The sequence below is a fragment of the Amycolatopsis sp. CA-128772 genome (assembly GCF_002904295.1).
Taxonomy (GTDB): domain Bacteria; phylum Actinomycetota; class Actinomycetes; order Mycobacteriales; family Pseudonocardiaceae; genus Amycolatopsis.
In genome coordinates this window covers 1-20,927 of sequence record NZ_PPHG01000101.1, presented here as the reverse complement: position 1 = coordinate 20,927, position 20,927 = coordinate 1, and the positions used below count along the sequence as shown (strand labels likewise).

Sequence of the window (20,927 nt, the reverse complement as noted above, 5' to 3'; positions counted from 1 at the left end):
GCCAGCGCGCGCAGCACGGCCGGCGGTTCCGGCTGCGCGGCGAGCACCGGCAGGTCGAACCGGACCGGCGCGACGGCCGGCTCGCCGGTCGTCAGCGCCGCGTCGAACAGGGCGAGGCCCTCGGCCTCGGTCAGCGCCGGGATGCCCAGCCGGGCGAACCGGCCGCCGGCGCCGCCGGCCATGCCGCCGCCGTCCCACGGGCCCCAGGCCAGCGACACCGCGGGCAGCCCCGCGTCCCGGCGTTCCTGGGCCAGGGCGTCGAGGAAGGCGTTGGCCGCGGCGTAGTTGGCCTGCCCGGCCGCGCCGAGTGTGCCCGCCAGCGAGGAGAACAGCACGAACGCGTCGAGCTCGCGGTCGCGGGTCAGCTCGTGCAGGTGCCAGGCCGCGTCGGCCTTCGGCGCCAGCACCTTCGCCAGCCGGTCGGCGTCGAGGGTGGCGACGAGCCCGTCGTCGAGGACACCGGCGGCGTGCACGACGGCGCTGAGCGGGTGCGCGGCCGGGATTCCGGCCAGCAACGCGGCGAGGGCGTCGCGGTCGCTCGCGTCGCACGCGGCGACCGTGACGTCCGCGCCGAGCCCGGCCAGCTCGGTGACCAGGCCGTCCGGCGCGGCCCCGCGCCGGCCGGCCAGCAGCAGGTGCCGGACGCCGTGTTCGCGCACGAGGTGCGCGGCGAGCGCCCGGCCCAGCTCGCCGGTGCCCCCGGTGATGAGGACGGTCCCGTCCGGGTTCCACGCCGGTGCGTCACCGGTCGTGGTGCGCACCAGCCGCGGCACCAGGGCCCGCCCGTCGCGGACCAGGACCCGGGGCTCACCGGTCGACAGGGCCGCCGCCAGGACGTCCTCGGCCACCGGCGCGGCCGACTCGACCAGCACGAACCGGCCCGGGTGTTCCTGCTGCGCGGCCAGGACCAGGCCCCGCACGGCGGCGGCGGGCAACCCGGCCGGCACCACCAGCGCCAGCCGGCGCGCGTCCTCGCCGAGGCGCGCCTGCACCAGCGCCAGCGCCTCACCGGCGAGCGCGCGGGCGGCTTGCGGCGGCGGCCCGTCCGGAACGGCCAGCGTGACGACGTCGGCGTCGGGATCGGTGACGCCGGTGACCGGCTCGGTCCAGTCGACCCGGTAGACGGCTCCGCCGGTGACGGGGGCTTCGCTGACGATCGGGCGCACGGTGAGCGATCCGGCCGTCGCGACGAGGGCGCCTTCGGGGGTGGCCAGCGTCAGGGCCAGGGTGTCCTCGCCGGTCTTGCGCAGCGTGACGCGCACCGCGGTCGCGCCGACCGCGCGCACGGCGACGTCCTGCCACGAGAACGGCACCCCGCCCGGCCCCCCGAAGAGGGCGGCGGCGTGCAGGGCCGCGTCGAACAGCGCGGGGTGCAGGTCGAACGCCTCGGCCTCGACGTCGTCGGGCAGCGAGACCTCGGCGAAGACGTCGTCGCCGCGCTGCCAGGCCGCGCGCAGGCCCTGGAACGCCGGGCCGTATTCGCGTTCGCCGTAGAAGCCGGTGAGGTCGACGGCGGTGGCGTCCGCGGGCGGCCAGGCCGCCGGGAGCTCCGCCGGGCGGTCGATCCGCTCGGCCAGCCGGCCGACCGCGTGCGAGGTCCAGCTGACTTCGCCGTCGGGTCGCGAGTGGACGGCCACCGGGCGGCGGCCCCGCTCGTCGGGCGCGCCGACCCAGACCTGCACGACGACCCGCTCCCCCGCCGTGCCGAGCACCAGCGGACGGGTCAGCGTCAGGTCTTCGACGTCCGGGCAGCCGGTCTCGGCCCCGGCGCGCACGGCCAGTTCGAGCAGCGCGGTACCGGGCACGACGACCGCCCCGCCGACGCGGTGGTCGGCCAGCCACGGGTGCGTGCCGGCGTCCAGGCGGCCGGTCAGCAGCAGGCCGTTGGCGTCGGCGACCTCGACCGCCGTGCCCAGCAGCGGGTGGTCCACGCTGCGCAGCCCGGCCGAGCGCAGGTCGCCGCGGGCGCGGCCGGTGTCGCGGGGCCAGAACCGCTGCCGCTGGAAGGCGTAGGTGGGCAGGTCGGTGCGGGTGCCGGTGCCGGCGAAGAACGCGGTCCAGTCCACGGTGGCACCGTCGGCGTGCAGCCGGCCCAGTGCCTCGGCCACCGACGTGAGCTCGTCGCGGTCCTTGCGCAGCAGGGGGACGGCGAGCGCCCCGGGGAGGTCGACCAGTGGCGTCAGCGCGGCTTCCGGTCCGACCTCGACGAACCGGGTCACGCCGGATTCGCCGAGCCGGGCGAGGGCGTCGCCGAAGCGGACGGTGTCGCGGACGTGCCGCACCCAGAACTCCGGATCCGTGACCTCGCCCGCGGTGACCAGCGGCACCGACGGCTCGGCGAAGGTGAGCCCCGCGACGATCCGGCGGAACGCCGGGAGCATCGGCTCCATCAGCGGTGAGTGGAACGCGTGGGACGCACGCAGCCGGGTCGTGCGCCCGAACCGCCCGGCCACCTCGAGGACGGCGGCCTCCACCCCGGACACCACCACGGACGCCGGTCCGTTGACGGCCGCGATGTCTGCACCGTCGAGGAGAGCCGCCCGGACGTCCGCTTCGGACGCGCGCACGGCGATCATGGCCCCGCCGGCGGGCAGGGCACCCATCAGGCGGGCGCGGGCCGAAACGAGCGCGCAGGCGTCGTCGAGCGAAAGCACCCCGGCGCAGTGCGCGGCGGCGATTTCGCCCGCCGAATGCCCGGCGAGCACGGCCGGCCGGACACCCCACGAGCCGAGCAGGCGGAAGAGCGCGACCTCGACGGCGAAGATCGCCGGCTGGGCCTGGGCGGTGTCCGCGAGCCGCTCGGCGTCTTCGCCCCAGACGACCTCCCGCAGGCCCGGTCCGAGCCGGTCGAGCACCTCGTCGAACGCGGCCGCGAACACCGGGTGGGCCCGGTGCAGGGCCCGGCCCATCCCCAGGTGCTGGGAACCCTGGCCGGTGAACAGGAACGCCGTCTTGCCCTTGGCCCGCGGCGAGCCGAAGGTGGTCAGGTCGCGCAGGGCGACGGCGACGGCCGCCGGGTCGTCACCGACCACAGTGGACCGGACGTCGAACGCGGTGCGGGCGGTGGCCAGGGAAACCGCGGCGTCGGCGAGCGGGGTGCCCCGCTCGAGCACGTCGGCCAGCCGTGCGGCCTGTGCGCGCACGGCGTCCTCGGACCGGCCCGAAACCAGGATCGGCACCGGCCGTGCGCCGGCTTCGCGGACCGGCTCCTCGGCGGCGGGGGCCTGCTCGACGAGCACGTGCGCGTTCGTCCCGCTCAGGCCGAACGACGAAACCCCGGCGCGGCGCGGTTCGCCGGTCTCCGGCCACGGCGTCGCCGCGGTCGCCAGCTCGACCCGCCCGGCCGTCCAGTCCACGTGGGACGACGGCGCGTCGACGTGCAGCGTCGGCGGCACGACGCCGTGGCGCATCGCCAGCACGACCTTGATCACCCCGGCGACCCCGGCGGCGGCCTGGGTGTGCCCGAAGTTCGACTTCACCGAGCCGAGCAGCAGCGCGCGGTCGCGGTCCTGGCCGTAGGTCGCCAGCAGCGCCTGCGCCTCGACCGGGTCACCCAGCGTCGTTCCGGTGCCGTGCGCTTCGACGACGTCGACCTGCGCGGGCGCGAGCCCGGACGTCTTCAGCGCCTCCCGGATCACGCGCTGCTGCGACGGCCCGTTCGGCGCGGTGAGGCCGTTGGTGGCGCCGTCGGAGTTGACCGCGCTGCCACGGACCACGGCGAGCACCGGGTGCCCGTGGCGCTGCGCGTCGGACAGCCGCTCCAGCACCAGCACGCCCGCGCCCTCGGCCCAGCCGGTGCCGGCGGCGGAGTCGGCGAATGAGCGGCAGCGGCCGTCCGGGGACAGCCCGCCCTGGCGGCTGAACTCGACGAACGTCGTCGGTGCGGACATCACCGTGACGCCGCCGGCCAGGGCCAGTTCCGACTCGCCGGAGCGCAGCGACTGCGCGGCCAGGTGGAGGGCGACCAGCGACGACGAGCACGCGGTGTCCACGGTGACCGCCGGGCCGAGGAGCCCGAGGACGTAGGCCAGCCGGCCGGACAGCACGCTGTTCGTGTTGCCGGTCAGCAGGAACCCTTCGGACGGGCCCGCCGCGCCGGTCAGGTACTCCTGCGCCATCGCGCCGACGAAGACGCCAGTCCGGGTGCCCTTGAGCGTGGCGGGCACGATGCCGGCGCGTTCGATGGCCTCCCACGCGGTCTCCAGCAGGATCCGCTGCTGCGGGTCCATTTCGGCCGCTTCCCGCGGCGAGATGCCGAAGAAGCCCGCGTCGAAGTCGGCCGCGTCGAGCAGGAAGCCGCCGGACATCGCCGCCTCGCCGCCGTCCGCGGCGAGCGCGCCGAGGTCCCAGCCGCGGTCGGCGGGCAGTCCGGTGACGCCGTCGCGCCCCGAGCGCAGCAGCTCCCAGAAGTCCTCGGGCCCGGCGACGCCGCCGGGGTAGCGGCAGCCGAGCCCGACGATCGCGATCGGCTCGGCGGCGCGGTTCTCCAGCTCCGCGAGCCTCTGCTGGGTGCGCACGAGATCCGCGCTGGCCCGCTTGAGGTAGCTCCGCAGCTTCTGTTCGTTGTCCATGAATCAGCAACCCATCCCGGCACGACGGCGAGCGGTGCGCCCCGGTGACGGCTGCTGCTCCGGCAACCCGGCGCCCGGCGGAGTGGCCGCCCGGGGCGCGAACTGTCTTTGGTTCCCTCGCGGGAGAGAAAAGCGGCTACCAGACGGCAGCGGTCAGCGCTTCGCCCAGGTCCAGCTCACGGCTGGTCCGGGTCAGGTCGGACTCGACCATCATCCGCATCAGTTCCTCGAAGGTGACGGTCGGCTTCCAGCCCAGGTCGGTGCGGGCGCGGGTGGCGTCGGCGCACAGCACCTCCACTTCGGCCGGGCGCACCAGGCCCGGGTCGATGACGACGTGGTCGCGCCAGTCGAGCCCGACGGACGCGAACGCGATTTCGGCGGCCTCCCGGACGGTGTGCATCCGGCCGGTGCCGATGACGTAGTCGACCGGCTCGTCCTGCTGCAGCATCAGGTGCATCGCCCGGACGTAGTCGCCGGCGAACCCCCAGTCGCGGACCGCGTCGAGGTTGCCGAGACGCAGCTCGTCCTGCACGCCGAGCTTGATCCGCGCGACCGCGCTGGAGATCTTGCGGGTGACGAACTCCATCCCGCGGCGCGGTGACTCGTGGTTGAACAGGATGCCCGAGACGCCGAACATGCCGTAGGACTCGCGGTAGTTGCGGGTGATGTGGTGGCCGTAGGCCTTCGCCACGCCGTAGGGGCTGCGGGGGTGCAGGAACGTCCGCTCGTTCTGCGGCGTCTCCGCGGCCTTGCCGAACATCTCCGACGAGGACGCCTGGTAGAACCGGATCCCGCCGCCGGTGGTGGGCCGCGACTTGTCCAGCCCGCACACCATCCGGATCGCCTCGAGCACCCGCAGCGCACCCATGCCGTTGACGTCGGAGGTGAGTTCCGCCTGCTGCCACGACATCGGGACGAAGGAGATCGCGCCCAGGTTGTAGACCTCGTCCGGCTGCACCAGGTCCACCGCCGCGACCAGGCTCGCCTGGTCCAGCAGGTCGCCGTGCACGAAGCTCAGTTCCGTGGCCAGCTTGCTGACGCGCAGCTTGCCCGGGTTGGCCTGGCCGCGCACCAGGCCCCACACCTGGTAGCCCAGCCGCAGCAGGTACTCCGCCAGGTAGGAACCGTCCTGTCCCGTGATGCCCGTGATCAATGCTCGTTTCGTCATGGTTCTCCCACGTCCACCGGCCGGCTGCGCCCACGGCTTCCCGAGACTGCCGCTGATCGGGCTCCATTGGACGCCGTGGCGACTCGGGAAATCATTGGAGAATTCCGGACTTCGGCCGTGATGACTGGTGTTTTCCAGTCGTGGCGGGCGCCATCCTGGCGCTTTCCTCCCATCCCCGACGCGAGCGAGGAACCCGATGGCCTTTGCCTACCCCGTGTCCCAGCCGTACCTGACCGGCCGGGAGAGCGACTACGTGACCGAAGCGGTCGGCACGGGCTGGATCTCCGCCCAGGGACCGTTCGTCGCGCGGTTCGAGGCGGCGTTCGCCGGCTGGAACGGTGTCGCGCACGGCGTCGCGTGCTCGTCGGGCACGGCGGCGCTGACGCTCGCGCTGCGCGCCCTCGGCATCGGGCCCGGGGACGAGGTGCTCGTGCCCGAGTGCACGTTCGTCGCTTCGGCGTGGGCGGTGACCTACACCGGCGCGACCCCGGTGTTCGTGGACTGCCGCGACGACCTGACGATCGACCCGGCACTGGCCGAGGCGGCGATCACGCCGCGGACGAAGGCGATCATGCCGGTCCACGTGCACGGGCGCCGCTGCGACATGGACGCCGTCATGGAGCTGGCGTTCGAGTACAACCTGCGGGTCGTCGAGGACTCGGCGGAGGCGCACGGGGTCTGCCCGGTCGGCGACATCGCGTGCTTCTCGCTGTACGCCAACAAGATCGTGACGGCCGGCGAGGGCGGGATCTGCCTGACCGACGACCCGCGCCTGGCCGCCCAGATGGCCCACCTGCGCGGCTTCGCGACCGGCAAGGCCCACGACTTCGTGCACAAGAACCTGGCCTACAACTTCCGGATGACCAACCTGCAGGCCGCCGTGGCGCTCGCCCAGGTCGAGCGGCTCGACGAAATCCTCGAACTGCGCGCCCAGGTCGAGAAGCGCTACGACGAGCGCCTGGACGTCCCGGGCATCACCCGCATGCCGGGCCGCGACGTGCTGTGGATGTACGACGTGCTGGCCGGGGACCGCGACGAGCTGAAGGCCCACCTGGCCGCGGCGGGCATCGAGACGCGGGTGTTCTTCCCGCCGATGAGCCGCCAGCCGATGTACCTGGATCCGTCGTGGCCGCGGCTGAACGCGGCTAAGTTCGCGGCGGCCGGCCTGTGCCTGCCGACCCACACGGGACTGTCCGAAGCGGACCAGGACTTCGTCGCGGCCCGGGTGCGGGAGTTCTACGGCGTGCGCTGACCCGCGCACGGAAGAACCGCCCACCGGTCAGCCGGTGGGCGGTTCGTTTCGTGGGGTTCCGGCGAGCCGCCCGTACGGTGAGCGGACGGCCCGCCGGAAGCCGGGGGGCGGCGGTCAGCTCGCCGGCTGCTCCGCCGCATCGAGGTCGCGGGCCAGGAGCTCGGCGACCTGCGTCACCGCGTCCTCGGCCCCTTCACCCTCCGCCGTGACCAGCACCTCTTCGCCGCCGCGGACGCCGAGGGCCATCAGGGCGAGGATGCTCGCCGCGTCGACCAGGTGGTTTTCGTCGCGGCCGAGCTTCACCGGGACCGGCAGCCGGCCGGCCAGTTCGACGAGCAGCTTCGCCGGGCGTGCGTGCAGCCCGACCGGCGAGCCGATCACCACTTTCCTACTGGACATCAGGGATTCCCCATTTCGTGAACGCTAGCCGGCCGACCGGGCCGAGAACTCTTCGACGACCTTGCGCGCCGAGGGCACGTCCGGTGCCGTCAGCACTTCCGCGGCCAGGATTTCGCACTGCTCCAACGTGAGGTCCTTCAGCGCGGCCCGCACCGCCGGCACCGCGGACACCGACATCGACAGGCTGGTGATGCCCAGCCCCGCGAACACCGGGGCCAGGCCCGGGTCGCTCGCGGCTTCGCCGCAGATGCCGGCGGGTTTGCCCGCCTCCTTCGCCGCCGAGGCGACGTTGGCGACCAGCGCCAGCAGCGCCGGCTGCCACGGGTCCAGCAGCTCCCCCAGCTCGCCGAGCATGCGGTCGGCGGCGTAGGTGTACTGCGAGAGGTCGTTGGTGCCGATGCTGACGAAGTCGACCTCCGCCAGGATGTCCCGCGCCCGGATGGCCGCGGCCGGCACCTCGATCATCACGCCGACCTTGCCGATCCCGTGCTCCCGCGCCAGGTCCCGGAACGCCGCCGCTTCCGCCGGGGTGGCGATCATCGGCGCCATCACGCGCACGTCGGCGTCGTGGTCGGTCGCCGCCAGGCTGATCGCCTTCAGCTGCGCGGTGAGCAGACCGGGGTTGCGGACGCCGACGCGGTAGCCGCGCACGCCCAGCGCCGGGTTGGGCTCGTCCTCGGTGTTGGCGAACGGGATGTACTTGTCCGCACCGGCGTCGAGCGTGCGGATGACGACCTGCCGGCCGGAGAACCCGCGCAGCACTTCGCCGTAGGCCGCCCGCTGTTCCTCGACCGTCGGGGCTTCCGTGCGGTCCAGGAACAGGAACTCGGTGCGGAACAGCCCGACCCCTTCGGCGTCGGCCGCGGCGTCCTTCGCCGCCCCGCCGGCGCTGCCGACGTTGAGCAGGAGCTTGACCGGGTGGCCGTCGGCGGTCGCGCCGGGACCGCGGTGGGCGGCGAGCTTTTCCTTCAGCGACGCCGCTTCCGCTTCGATCCGCCGGACGTACTCGTCGTCCGGGTCGACGGCCACCGTGCCGCGGGTGCCGTCGACGGCGATCCGCAGCCCGTCCGCCAGGCCGGCGGCACCGGCGCAGCCGACCACCGCCGGGATGCCCAGCGCCCGGGCGACGATCGCCGTGTGACTGGTCGGGCCGCCCTTCTCGGTGACGATGCCGAGCACCTTCGCCGGGTCGAGCAGCACCGTGTCGGCCGGCGCGATGTCCTGGCCGACCAGGACGAACGCGCCGTCGACCGCCGGGATACCCGGCTGGGCCAGCCCGAGCGCGGCGGCGATCGCGCGGTCGCGGATGTCGATCAGGTCCGCCGCGCGCTCGCCGAGGTACCCGCCGATGGCTTCGAGCGCGGCCACGTGCTTGGCGAACGCGTCCCGGATCGCCCACGCGGCCGGGCGGCCGTTCGCCACCCCGTCCGAGATGCCGGTCCGCAGGGACGGGTCCTGCGCCATCATGATCTGGGTGTCCATGATGGACTTCGACTCGCCGGAAACCGAAGCCGCCCGCTTCTCCAGGTCCGCCACCGCCGCGTCGAGCGCTTCGGTCGCCGCCGCCAGCTCCTCCTCGGGCGCCGACGGCGCGTCCCAGTGCTCCGGCAGCACCGGGGGCGGCGTCAGCCGCACCACCGGGCCGGCGGCCGCGCCCGGGCTCGCCGGGTTGCCGCGCAGTTCGTCAACCACCGTTGGTCGCCTCCTCAGGTCTGCGCGCCCCGCTCACGCGGACGCGGTGCCCGGCTCGATCGTCACCTTGATCGCTTCGCCGCTGCTGACGATGTCGATCGCCTTCAGCACGTCCGAGAGCGGCAGGTGGTGGGTGATCAGGTCGTCGACCGGCACCTTGCCCGAGGAGATCAGCTCGAGCGCCTGGCGGTTGTGGTCCGGGCTGGACCCGTTGGCGCCGTAGATGGTCAGCTCCCGGTAGTGCACCAGGTTCGAGTCGCACGCGATGATCGGGTTGTCCTTCGGCAGCCCGCCGAAGAAGCTGATCCGGCCACGGCGCGCGGTCATCTTCAGCGCGTCCTCCTGGGCCTTGCCCGCCGCCGCGGCCGTGATGACCACGTCGGCGCCGTCGCCGCCGGTGAGCTCGAGGACCTTCTCGACCACGTCGACCTCGCTGCCGCAGATGGCGGCGTCCGGCTTGACGAGCTCGGCCGCGAGGTCCAGCCGGTTGCGGTTGAGCTCGACCAGGTAGACCGCGGCCGCGCCCTTGGCCCGGGCCAGCCGCACGTGCAGGCAGCCGATCGGGCCGGCGCCGACGACCACGACGACGTCACCCTCGCCGACCTGCGCGAAGTTCTGTCCATTGAGGACACATGCGAGCGGCTCGGCGACCGAGGCCTCGGCGTAGCTGACGCCGTCGGGGATGCGGTTGACGCCGTCGACCTTGAGGACCTGCTTCGGCACGATCATGTACTCGGCGAACCCGCCGTCGAAGTGGTAGCCCATCGACAGCTGGTTCGGGCACACCTGCTGCAGCCCCTTGCGGCACTGCTTGCACTCGCCGCACGGGATGGCCGCGATGACCTGGACGCGGTCACCGGCCGCCCAGCCCGCGGTGTTCGCGCCGGTTTCGACGACCTCGCCGGCGATCTCGTGGCCGATCACGCGCGGCGGGTCGATGTGGTGGTGCCCGTGCCGGAAGATCTTCAGGTCGGTACCGCACGTCGACGTGTTGTGCACGCGGATCTTCAGCTCGTCCGGGCCGGGGTTCGGCTCGTCCGCGTCTTCGACCCGCAGATCACCCGGCGCGTAGAAACGTGCCACCTTCATCGGGAAAACTCCTCGTCCACTTCGTTCAACAGTCGCAGGATCGTTGCGGCGTCCGGTGCCTCGCGCAGCTGCTTGACCTGCTCGGAATCCATCAGGATCCGGGCCAGCGAGGACAGGATCCCGACCTGCTCCGAACCCTTGGCCGCGATGCCGACGCAGAGCCGGACGTCGTTGCCGTCCCAGTCGACCCCGGCGGGGAACTGGAGGATCGCCAGCGCGGTGCGCTTGACGAACTTGCGCGAAGCGTCGGTGCCGTGCGGGATCGCCACGCCCTCGCCGAGGTAGGTCGACACCGACTTTTCGCGTTCGTGCATGGCGTCGAGGTACCCCGGCTCCACCGCCCCCAGTTCGAGGAGCTTCCGCCCGACCTGGGTGATCGCGTCCGCCTGGTCGGGGGCGGTGCAGCCGATGAGCACGGACTCCGGTCCGAGGATGGTCGCGTCAGTCGGCAAGGGAACCGCCGTCCCGGATCGCCTGCTCGACGCGGTCGAAGACCGGGTCGCCGAGGAAGCTCTGGAAGCCCAGGATCACCGCGGTGCCGTTGGCCTTGCGCGCCCGGCTGACCAGGGTGGACTGGCAGAGCACGACCTGCGCGTCGCCCGGGATCTCGTTGACCGGGGTGTGCTCGACCTTGACCGAGTACGGCTTCAGCCGCTTGGCCAGCTGGGAGGCGACCATCACGCTGCTGCCCATGCCGGCGTCGCAGGCGATGATGACCTTCTTGACTTCCTTGCCTTCGATGCTGCTCATCCTCGTGGTTCCTTCCTTCGATCGACGGTGATCGTCACGCCACCGAGCCACCGGCGGCGATCGCCGCGGCACGTTCTTCCTTGCGGGCGTCGCGCCCGAACTTCAGCAGCACCGCCGCGACGACGAACGACACGACCGCCGCGATCAGCACCCCGGCGATCACACCCAGGTAGCCGCCCTTCGGCGTCACCGCGAGGACCGCGATGATGCTGCCCGGCGACGGCGTGGCGGTCAGGCCCGCGTCGAAGATGCTGAACGTCGCGACACCCGCCGCGCCGCCGGCGATCGCGGCCAGGATCAGCCGCGGGGTCGCCAGGATGTACGGGAAGTAGATCTCGTGGATCCCGCCCAGGAACTGGATGATGATCGCGCCGGGCGCGGTGGCCCGCGCGCTGCGGGCGCCGAAGAAGGTCAGCGCCAGCAGGATGCCGAGGCCCGGGCCAGGGTTCGGCTCGATCAGGAACTCGATCGCCTTGCCGTCCTTCAGCGCGTCGGCCACCCCCAGGGGGCTGAGCACGCCGTGGTTGATCGCGTTGTTGAGGAAGAGCACCTTGGCCGGTTCGACGATGATCGAGACCAGCGGCAGCAGGTGGGCGTCGATCAGGCCCTGCACGCCCTGGCCGAGTGCCTTGGTGATGCCCTGCACGACCGGGCCGATGCCCAGCAGGCCCAGCACCGCCAGCGCGCCGCCGATGATGCCGGCGCTGAAGTTGTCGACCAGCATCTTGAAGCCGGGCGCGGCCCGGTTGCCGACCTTCTCGTCCCACAGCTTGATCAGGAAGCCGCCCAGCGGGCCCACGATCATCGCGCCGAGGAACATCGGGATCGACGCGCCGACGGCGATGCCGACCGTGGCCACCGCACCGACGACGGCGCCGCGCTGGCCGTGGACCATCCGGCCGCCGGTGTAGCCGATCAGCACCGGCAGCAGCAGGTTGATCATCGGGTCGACGAGCTCGGCGATGTGCGCGTTGGGCGTCCAGCCGCTCGGGATGAACAGCGCGGTGATCAGACCCCAGGCGATGAACGCGCCGATGTTCGGCATGACCATGCCGGCGAGGTACCCGCCGAACCGCTGGATGCTGACCCGCGCGCGTTCCGCCCTCGACGGAGTGGCTTCCTCTTCGCGCTCCGCAGTGGTAGTCATCGTTGGCTTCCTTATCTGGGAAAGGGGTTGGGGAGGGATCGCCATCCGGCGATGGCGGTGAGCGGTCCGGTCCAGTGCGCTACTCGCGCACCTTCTCGTTCCACTCCGGACGCGGGTCCACCCGCACTCGACGTGCCCCCACGTCTTCGGGACCCGGCATCGTGCTCCCGGGCAGCGACACGGCGGCCGCTCCCCAGGCGACGGCTGTGGCCAGCGCCTGCGGGCCACTCCCCCCTGCCGCCAGGAAACCGGCGAGCATCGCGTCGCCGGCACCGACCGAGCTGCGCGGTTCGGCCGATGCGTTGGCGCACCAGATCCCCGCTTCCTCCACCAGCACGGCACCTTTGCTGCCGAGACTGGCGAGAACCGTGCCCGCGCCGAGGGCGCGGAGCTCCTGTGCGGCGTCGACGACGTCCCGCACGGTGGCGAGCTGCCGGCCGACCGCTTCCTCGAGCTCGTCGAGGTTCGGCTTGACCAGCGCCGGGCCGGCCTTGACCGAGGTGCGGAACGCCGGGCCGCTGGTGTCCACGACGACCTTGGCGCCGGTCGGCGCCAGGCGCGCGATCAGGTCGGCGTAGAAGTCGTCCCCGGCGCCGGGCGGCAGGCTGCCCGCCGCCACGACCCATTCCGCGTCGCCCACATTGGACATCAGGGTGTCGCACAGGGTTTCCAGCTCCGCACCGGACAGGTGCGGTCCGCTCTCGTTCACCTTGGTGACGGTCGCGTCCGGTTCGACCACGCTGATGTTGCTGCGCACGGGTTCGGCGGTCGGCACCCGCACCACGTCGATGTTGTAGTCGTGCAGCAGGCTGATCAGGTGGTCGCCGTCGGCCCCGCCGGCCGGGACGACGGCCCGGGCCTTGAGTCCGTTGCGCACCAGGGCCCGCGCGACGTTGATGCCCTTGCCTCCTGGCTGGACACGCGCACCCGTCGCCCGGTGCAGCTCGCCCCGGATGAGGCGGTCGACCTCGATCGTCCGGTCGACGCTCGGGTTCGCCGTCAGGGTCACGAACACTTCAGCACACCTCCGGCGGCGTCCTCGTTGTTTTGGTTGATATTGCCTGTGTTCGTCTTCGTTTGCAAGACCCAACTTCACCGAGAGTTCAACCGTTATCTTCGGAAGTCGCCGGTCTTTGCGGGTAGGACTGGCATTGCGGTGACCACGCCGGGTACGCGCAAACCAACGCAAAGCCATATTCCCGGCCCCGCCGCCGGACATGACAAGGCGGACCGGGTGGTTCCCCGGTCGATCGGAGAACCACCCGGCCCGCCCGGCTGCTCGCGTCATCAGGCCGCTTCACCCACCGTCCCGAGCGCCGCGGCGCCCGCCGGGGTCAACCGGGCCCGGACCCGCTGCCCCACCCGGCCCCGCTGCGTGGGGGCCACCAGGCCGTGGCGGGCGAGCAGGTGGGCGGTGTACTGGTCGCAGCACACCAGCCCGTCGATGTAGAGGTCGGGTTCGCAGCTGCAGGCGATCTCCGCCCGGCCGGCCGCGACCGCGCGCAGCATCGCCCGGGCCCGGTGGTTCAGTTCGCTCGCCGGGAGCCCCGTCGCACCCGGCGCCGCCACGTCCGGCCTCACCGCACGAAGTCCGGCAGCGCACGCGGAGGCCACGACCCGACCCCGAAGATGCCCATCGAGTAGGCCTTCGAAATCAACGCCGGCCGGTTCTTCACCTTCATCTTCCGCAGCAGCGTCGTCACGTGGTACTCGACGCCGCCGCGGCTCATGTAGAGGTTGGCCGCCAGCTGGATCGTGGACACCCCGGAGGCGACGCCTTCGAGGATCCGGGCGTCGATCTCGGACAGGATCTTCTTCTTGGTGCAGGCGACCTGGTGGCCCTGCTCGTTCTTGTCCGGCCGGAACACGACGGTCAGGCTGTCGAGCCGGTCACCGACGCCGTGCACGGTGGACCCGATGAACTCGCCGGACAGGGTCGTGCCGTTGTCCCGCATCACCAGGATCCGCTCGACGAACCGGCTGCGCTCCCCGCGCACCAGCAACCGCAGCTGGCTTTCCACCTTGCTCCGCACGCTGGGGTGCAGCAGGTCGCACAGGCTGGTTCCGGTGACCGCGTCCGAGCTGCACTCGAAGACGCGGAAGAACTCCATGCTGGCGGAGACGATCCGCAGCCGGTGGTCCAGGTTCACCATGCACATCTCGGGGGTGATGGCGCGCAACGCGGGCTTGCGGGTGACGGTCCGGGCACCCCGGTCCACGACGACATCGACATCCACAGCCAGATCCGCAACGTCCGCACTCATGAAGGCATTCCTTTCTCCGGCTGGAAGCTGAAGCCCCGGGGGCGAGAAGGCCGACGGCCGCGGTCTCGGGAGAGCCACTGTGCGAGCCGTTTCTCCGGGGTGATGCAGATCATGTTAGGCACGCTCGATTAGCACGGGCAACACCATCCGGACACCCGTTCTTAACACTGTGGTGCGGGGGCGGTGGGGGTACGGAGGTACGGACCGCCCTGCGGTGCGGTGCGGTACCGAACCGGGGTACGGGCGGGCAACGGCGGTGCCCTTTCGGTTCCCACCTGGGGAAATCGGGGAAAACGCCAGGTCCGTACCTCCGCACCGCGCACGGCGGGCGCGTACCGAACCCCGCGGTGCGGACCCCCGTGGCGCGCGGTGCGGACGGGCCGGTCAGCTCTCCTGGTCGAGCGCGCCGAAGTGCTCGATGAGCTCGGCCCGGCCGCTGACTTCGAGCTTGCGGTAGGTACCGGTGAGGTTCTTCTCGACCGCACGGCGGGTGACCCCGAGCGAATCGGCGATCCGCTGGTTCGTCCAGCCCCGCACGACGAGCCGGGCGACCGCGGCCTCCGTCTTGGTCAGGTTCCCCAAGCCGTCGCCGGAAAACCTCAGCACGGGACCGTTCAGCTCGGTTTCGCCGCTGCCGTCCAACCAGGACGCACCGATCGCCTTGACCAGCTCCCGGCCTTCGGCCAGCAGGTCTTCGGCGCCGGGCAGCCCGGCGTCGAGCAGCCGGTTGCCGAGCACGACGGCCGTGCGGGCGCGCTCGACGACGTTTTCCGACTCGCGCAGGATGCCGGCGGCCTCCTGCAACAGCGCGATGCCGTCCGCGCCGCCGGTCAGCATCCCTTGCAGCCGCAGGGAACGCCCGACGCTGAGCGGGGTCCCCCACCGCTGCGCGAACTGGTCCTCTTCGGCCGCGTGCGCCTGGGCCGCGCCCAGGTCGCCGAGCCGCTGGTGCACCAGCGCGGCCCAGATCCGCCACGGGTACTGCGGGGTGTTGACCCAGCCCTCGCGCTCCAGGCGCCGCCCGCAGTCGAGGAACCGGCCCAGCGCGGTCGCGGGGTCGCCCCGGACCAGGTCGATCATCCCGCGGGCCAGCCGACGGGAAGCGAACACGCGGTGGTCGGTCCCGTCCATCGGCGTGCTCAGCAGGCGCTGGCCGAGTTCGGGGTCCTGTGTCTCCAACGCGATCTGCGCGAGGGTGGTGACCGACCGCGCGAGCGCGTCCGGCCAGGCTTCGTGGTCGGAACCCTCCAGGACGCCGAGCGCGAGCCGCCGCGCCCTGGCCAGTTCCCCCTGGGCCAGCTTGACTTCCGCGGTTTCGGCGGCGATCAGCGGCGCGGTGTCCGGCCAGTGGTCCTGGGCCGCCTGGGCGGCCGCGGTCAGCGCGGGCTCGAGCACGGCGGCGTGGTCGGCGAGGACCGAGGCGGACACCAGCAACGGCAAGGACGTGTAGGTGTGGCGCGGGTCGAGCGACACCTCGCTGACCAGTCGCTTGAGGACGGTCTCGACGTCGTCGACCGCCACGGTGCCGGTGAGCACCGCGGTGTGCAGCAGCACCACCGCGAGTTCCCGGCCGGCCGGCGTGTCCAGGCGTTCGGCGTGTTCGAGCTCGACGAGCCGGGCCAGCGCGGCCTCCCCGCGGCCCGGCTGCCCGATCGCGGGGTACCAGCTGCGGGCCTCGGCCCGCAACGCCAGCTCCGCCGGTTCGCCCGCGCGCAGCACGGGTTCGACGGCGGCGCGCACCGCCACGCCGAGGTTCGGCGCCGCCGCGGCGAACGCGGGCGGGATCCACAGCGCCGCTTCCGCCTGCTGCGGCCCGGGCGGCAGCAGCGACAGCGCCTGCGACAGGTGCCGGGCGGCGGCGATGAGGTCGAACCCCCGTTCCGCGGCGGCGAGTTCGACGAGCAGGCGGCCGCGCTCTTCGCTGTCGGGCGCGGTGTTCAGCAGGGCCCGGCGCAGGTAGCGCGCCGCCAGCTCCCCGGCTCCGCGTTCGAGCACGGTGGCCGCGGCGGAGCTGAGGATCCGCACCTCCCACGGGTCCTCGGCGATGCCGACCTTCATCAGCGTCTCGGCCACGCGTTCGGCCGGGCGGCCGTGTTCGTAGAGCAGCCGCGCCGCGCGCCGGTACAGGTCCTCCCGCAGTTCCACCGGGATCGCGGACTCGATGCCGTCGCGCACGCTCGTGGTGGCGAAGCCGATCCGCCCGTCCTCGCGGGCGACCAGGCCCAGCCGTTCCAGGTGCTGCACCGCCGAGGAGTACTCGACGTCGTCGAGCCCGACGAGGTCGGCGGCGAGCCCGGGCTCGGCCAGGTCGCCGAGCACCGCGACCGCGCGGGCCAGCGCGAGCACCGCGGGCGGTTGCGAACCCAGGGACATCAGCACGCGGTGGTCGAGCAGCCGCACGGCCTCGGCCTCCGCGGCCGCGGTGTGCGCGGCGACCGGCCGCAGTCCTTCGGCGACCAGCCCGGTGAGCACGGTCGCGACGTCGGCGGGGTTGCCGCCGGAAACCTGGTGGAGCATGGCGGTGAACGGTTCCTCGGCGCGCTCGCCGAACGCGACCTCGGCCATCGACCCGACCGCGGCCGTCGAAAGCGGGGCGGGCACGACGATCCGCGCGGCCGCCGTCACCAGCTCGTGCACCAGCGGGTACTTCGGCGCCTCGCACTCGTCGGCCAGTGCCAGCGCCAGCAGGATCCGCGACCCGCTCAGCCGCTTGGCGAGGTAGCCCAGCAGCCGCAGCGAGCCCTGGTCGGCCCACTGCAGGTCGTCGACGATCACCACGACCAGGTCGTCGTGGGACATCGCGTGCACGACCGTGTGCAGTCCATAGAGGACGGCTTCGGTGGGCAGGTAGTGCTCGTGGCCGTCGGTGATGAGGCGTTCTTCGGTCAAGGCGCGCAGGATCTGCTCGGACGCGCCCTGGAACCACCGGTCGCGCTCGGCTTCGCCGGCCGCGACGAGCACCGGGCGGCACAGCTGCTGGGCGATGCCGAAGGCGAAGTCCTCTTCGAGCCGGGTGGCGTCCGCGCGCAGCACCCGGGCGCCCGCGCCGAGCGCCGCGGCCATGGTGTCCCGCAGCAGCGCGGACTTCCCGATGCCGGTCGGGCCGCTGATCAGCAGCAGCGAGCCGTCGCCACCGGCGGCCGCGTTCAGCGCGGTCGCGATGGCGGCCCGTTCGGTGTCCCGTTCCAGCAGCACCGGCCATCAACTCGCTGCCGAGCCGGGGCTCATCAGCTCGGCGAGCTGTCCCCGGCCGGTGACGGTCAGCTTGCGGTAGATCCGGGTCAGGCGCAGCTCGACCAGGCGGTTGCTCAGCTGCAGCGCCCGCGCGATCTCCGGGTTCGTCCGGCCGGCGGCGGCGAGCGCGGCGATCCGGGCCTCTTGTTCGGACAGTGCGCCGGCCGGGTCGCCGGGCGCGGGTCGAGCGGCGGCGTCCGGCCCGCGGCGGGCCAGCCGGCCGGAGACGTCGCGGATCTTCTCGGCCAGGCCCGCCGGCAGCAGCTGCGGCCGCAGCGTCGCCACTCGCCCCAGCAACGCGGCCGCGTCGGTGACGTCCCCGTCGTCGAGCCGCGCGGCGGCGAGTTCGGTGACGGCGGTGAGGAAGTCGACCCGCCGGGCGGTGCCCTCCAGCAGCAGGACCGCGCGTTCCAGGTGCGCCCGGCGTTCGGCGTCGCCGAAGACGTCGGCCAGCCGCAGGCTCGCGAGCCCGTGGGCGCCCGGCACCGCCCAGGTTTCCGCGCGTGCCAGCGCTTCCCGGGCCAGCTCGACGGCGCCGTCGCCCTCGGCGCGGGCCAGGGCCAGGGCGGCCCCCGTGCGCCAGGGGAAGTCGACCGGGTTGCCTTCGCGCCGCCCGGTGGTACCGCGGCCGGCCGCGCGGAACGCTTCGAGCGCCGCGTGTGCGTCACCCTTCGCCAGGTGCACGCGGCCGCGTTGCAGCAGCAGGTACCCGGCGGCCGCCCCGTCGTCCGCCCCGGCCGGGAGAGCCGGGGCCACCGCGCGTTCGGCCTCGTCGAGCCGCATCGCGGCCAGCGCCGCTTCCGCGCGCACGGCCAGCAGGCCGGGCCGCGACCGCGGGTGCCAGGCCCGTTCGGGCAGCCGCGCCACCGCGGCTTCGAGGTCGGCTTCGGCCTGGCCGAGGTGGCCGCGGCGCAGTTCGCAGCGCGCCCGCAGCAGCAACGCCCCGGCCGCGACCGCGCGGGCGCCGGTGCGGACCGCGTCCTGGTGGACGTCGGTGAGGCCGAGCACGGCTTCGGACACGTCGTCGGTGCACAGCAGCACCCAAGCGGCCTGCAGGCGCAGGGTGTGCGGCAGGTTCGCCCGCGGCTCGAGGGCGCGCCGGGCGAGTTCCCGCGCCCGGCCGGGCCGGCGGCCGCGGCGGGCCAGTTCCACCGCGGTCGTCACCGCGCGCACGGGATCGCTGTCGCCGGGCGCCGGCGGGGGCGCGTCGAACAGGGGTGCCGGGCCCACCGGGCCGGCCGCGCAGTCCTCCTGCGCCAGCCGCCCGAGCGCGGCGAGCGCGGACGTCCCGCCGTCGAACCCGCTGCGGCGGCGGCAAGCCACGGCGATCACGCGGTGCGCGGTGCGGGTGTCCCCGCGGGCGAGGAGGTGGTCGGCCGCTTCGAGCAGGACCGCTCCGGAGACTTCGGGCCCGGTGTCGAGCAGGACGCGTTGCAGCCGCTGGTCGCTCAGGTCCGGCGCCTCGGCGACCTCGGCCAAGGCGAGCCCCAGCATCAGCTTCCGGCGTTCCGCCGGGCTCACCGGTTCCCGCAGGGCCCGGCCCAGCAGCCGCGCCGCGCCGCGGTCGTCCCCGAGTGACCGACGCCGCTCGGCGGCGCGGCGCAGCGTCGCGACGGCCCAGGACGCGCCGACCGGGCGCACCGAGGTGAGCAGTTCGGCGAGCTTCTCGTCCGGCACCGCCGCGCGGTAGGCCAGTTCCACGCACCGGTTCGCGAGGTCGCCGCGGCCGGCCGCGCTCAGCGTGCCGAGGGCGGCGTCCGCGGTGGCGTCGTCGGCGATCAGCGTCGGTGCTCCTTCGCGCACCAGGCCGAACCCGACCAGCTGGCGCAAGGCGTCGCCGACCCGGCCGGCGAGCGGCCCGGCCAGGGTGGTCACGAGGTCGAAGTCGAGCCGCCCGCGGCAGATCGCGATGGCGCGCAGCAGTTTCAGCACATCAGGCGGCAGTGCCGCGATCGACACGGCGAGCTCGGCGGCGCGGACGTCGGCCAGGTGCGCGGTGACGGCGGGCAGGTGCGCGGCCACCGGGTCCTGCCCGGCGGCGGCGAGCCGCTCGAGCACCGGGGCCACGAGCGCCGGGCGGCCCCCGGTGGCTTCGTGCAGCCCGGCGGTGAACCGGGGATCGGGGTCGACGCCCGGGAACCGGGCGGCGACCAGCTGCCGCAGGCCGTCCTCGGTCAGCAGGCGGGCTTCGGCGGTGTCCCCGCCGGGCGGGGCCGCCTGCCCGCCGGTGGCCAGCACGGACCGGACGAGCAGCATCGGCGCCTGCTGCAGCCGGTGCTCCATGGCCGCGAGCCAGGCCTTCGAACCGGGATCGGCCCACTGGACGTCGTCGACGGCGATCAGCAGCGGCCCCTGGCTCGCCACCCCGACGAAGTCGCCGCACAGGGTCGGGATCGACCGCTCGGCCGAGGCCCGGCCGCAGGAGCGCGGGCCGCCGTCGAGCCGGCAGTCGGCGTCGGCGATGTCGGCGAAGAGCCGGTGGATGACGCCGCGGTGCACGGCCGACTCCCCCGGCGAGCACGAAGCGAAGGCGGTGATGACGCCGGCGACGCGCGCCTCCCGCACGGCGGCGGCGAGCAGCGCGCTGCGTCCCGCCCCGCGCGGGCCGACCACGGTCACCTGCCCGGACCGGCCGGCCAGCACCCCGCGGATCCCCCGCCGCAGCACGGCGATCTCGTCGTCCCGCTCGACCAGCCGCACCTCGGCGGTCCGGCGCGAACGATCGTCCCGTTCGCCGAGCCAGGGAACGGTGAGCACCGGCGCGGCGACCGGGGCGAACTCCGCGGCGGCGGGCAGGGCGAGCGCGACCGGCCACGCCGATCCGGCTGGACCTGATCCGGGCACCACCATCACCCTCCGCCCCACAGCGGCTGCTTACCGTCACCCTCCGGCTGTACCGGTGAGCGATGTGGCTGCCCAGCCTAAGACGACCAATGTTGGTTTAACAAGTCCAGCACCTTCGTTTTGTCTGTACTTGGCCCCCGAGGTCAACGCACTACCCACGGAGACCAAGAAATCCCTACATCGAGGCAACGGGACTTGACACCCCGCCGGGGCCGTGGGTGAAGGTGGCTCTCCACCCCGATCGACCGATTTCGAGGCCGCCGACATGAAAAGCTCCCCCACCCGCCGCACGGCGAAGACCGGCGGCATCGTGTTGTCCTTCGGCGGCTGGGGCGACTACGAGGTGTGGGCGGCACATGGATTCACACCCAAACCCAACTCCGGCCCGGCGGACCCCCAGGCCGAGCCCGGCGAAGCCGCTTCCGGCGGCAAAGGCGAGGCGCGAGCCGGACGGCCCGGCAAAGCGGGCCGCGGCACCGCGAGCCCCGGCGAACCCACCGCCGGCCCCGGCCCCGCC

15 protein-coding genes are annotated in these 20,927 nt (G+C 73.5%); 2 read left to right on the top strand and 13 right to left on the bottom strand.

All coding sequences use genetic code 11. The features are described 5' to 3' along the window. The coding region (locus C2L59_RS46120; RefSeq protein ID WP_146060543.1) for a type I polyketide synthase at positions 1-4,571 on the bottom strand (4,571 nt) is incomplete at its 3' end. Positions 4,572-4,707: 136 nt separating this feature from the next. Further along, entirely contained in the window at positions 4,708-5,739 is a 1,032-nt protein-coding gene (locus C2L59_RS46115) for a GDP-mannose 4,6-dehydratase (protein ID WP_103355923.1), read from the bottom strand. A gap of 196 nt (positions 5,740-5,935) precedes the next feature. Here C2L59_RS46115 and C2L59_RS46110 point away from each other — a divergent pair, with 196 nt between their 5' ends. Further along, positions 5,936-6,991 carry a DegT/DnrJ/EryC1/StrS aminotransferase family protein gene (locus C2L59_RS46110; RefSeq protein WP_103355922.1) on the top strand — a complete coding sequence of 352 codons (1,056 nt, stop codon included), beginning with the start codon at positions 5,936-5,938 and terminating at the stop codon, positions 6,989-6,991. Between the two features lie 114 nt (positions 6,992-7,105). On the opposite strand, the gene C2L59_RS46105 is transcribed toward C2L59_RS46110, so the two are convergent. From C2L59_RS46105 to C2L59_RS46055, 11 genes are all read right to left on the bottom strand, one after another. Further along, entirely contained in the window at positions 7,106-7,390 is a 285-nt protein-coding gene (locus tag C2L59_RS46105) for an HPr family phosphocarrier protein (RefSeq protein WP_103355921.1), read from the bottom strand. Positions 7,391-7,414: 24 nt separating this feature from the next. Then, the gene (ptsP, locus tag C2L59_RS46100; protein WP_103355920.1) at positions 7,415-9,082 is read right to left on the bottom strand and encodes a phosphoenolpyruvate--protein phosphotransferase; all 1,668 of its coding nucleotides are present in this window, start codon (positions 9,080-9,082) and stop codon (positions 7,415-7,417) included. 33 nt (positions 9,083-9,115) lie between these two features. Beyond that, on the bottom strand, positions 9,116-10,171 hold the full coding sequence (locus C2L59_RS46095; protein ID WP_103355919.1) for a zinc-dependent dehydrogenase: 1,056 nt from the start codon (positions 10,169-10,171) through the stop codon (positions 9,116-9,118). Beyond that, positions 10,168-10,623, bottom strand: a complete 456-nt coding sequence (locus C2L59_RS46090; RefSeq protein ID WP_103355918.1) for a PTS sugar transporter subunit IIA — start codon at positions 10,621-10,623, stop codon at positions 10,168-10,170. The genes C2L59_RS46095 and C2L59_RS46090 overlap by 4 nt, the downstream gene beginning before the upstream one ends. Beyond that, the gene (locus C2L59_RS46085; protein ID WP_103355917.1) at positions 10,613-10,921 is read right to left on the bottom strand and encodes a PTS lactose transporter subunit IIB; all 309 of its coding nucleotides are present in this window, start codon (positions 10,919-10,921) and stop codon (positions 10,613-10,615) included. The genes C2L59_RS46090 and C2L59_RS46085 overlap by 11 nt, the downstream gene beginning before the upstream one ends. Positions 10,922-10,955: 34 nt before the next feature. Then, entirely contained in the window at positions 10,956-12,068 is a 1,113-nt protein-coding gene (gene mtlA, locus C2L59_RS46080) for a PTS mannitol transporter subunit IICB (RefSeq protein WP_103355916.1), read from the bottom strand. Positions 12,069-12,147: 79 nt separating this feature from the next. Beyond that, on the bottom strand, positions 12,148-13,083 hold the full coding sequence (gene pfkB / locus C2L59_RS46075) for a 1-phosphofructokinase (protein ID WP_103355915.1): 936 nt from the start codon (positions 13,081-13,083) through the stop codon (positions 12,148-12,150). A 272-nt stretch (positions 13,084-13,355) separates the two neighbouring features. Further along, positions 13,356-13,577, bottom strand: a complete 222-nt coding sequence (locus C2L59_RS46070; protein WP_103355924.1) for a hypothetical protein — start codon at positions 13,575-13,577, stop codon at positions 13,356-13,358. Between the two features lie 68 nt (positions 13,578-13,645). After that, on the bottom strand, positions 13,646-14,332 hold the full coding sequence (locus C2L59_RS46065) for a helix-turn-helix transcriptional regulator (protein WP_103355914.1): 687 nt from the start codon (positions 14,330-14,332) through the stop codon (positions 13,646-13,648). A 384-nt stretch (positions 14,333-14,716) separates the two neighbouring features. Continuing rightward, positions 14,717-17,527, bottom strand: coding sequence for an AAA family ATPase (locus C2L59_RS46060; RefSeq protein WP_103355913.1), 2,811 nt, complete (start codon positions 17,525-17,527; stop codon positions 14,717-14,719). A gap of 6 nt (positions 17,528-17,533) precedes the next feature. Then, a complete protein-coding gene (locus C2L59_RS46055) occupies positions 17,534-20,410 on the bottom strand; it encodes an AAA family ATPase (RefSeq protein ID WP_158263169.1) in 2,877 nt (958 codons plus the stop codon). Positions 20,411-20,675: 265 nt separating this feature from the next. Between C2L59_RS46055 and C2L59_RS46050 the strand changes: the two genes are divergently transcribed. Next, the coding region (locus C2L59_RS46050; protein WP_199199799.1) for a hypothetical protein at positions 20,676-20,927 on the top strand (252 nt) is incomplete at its 3' end.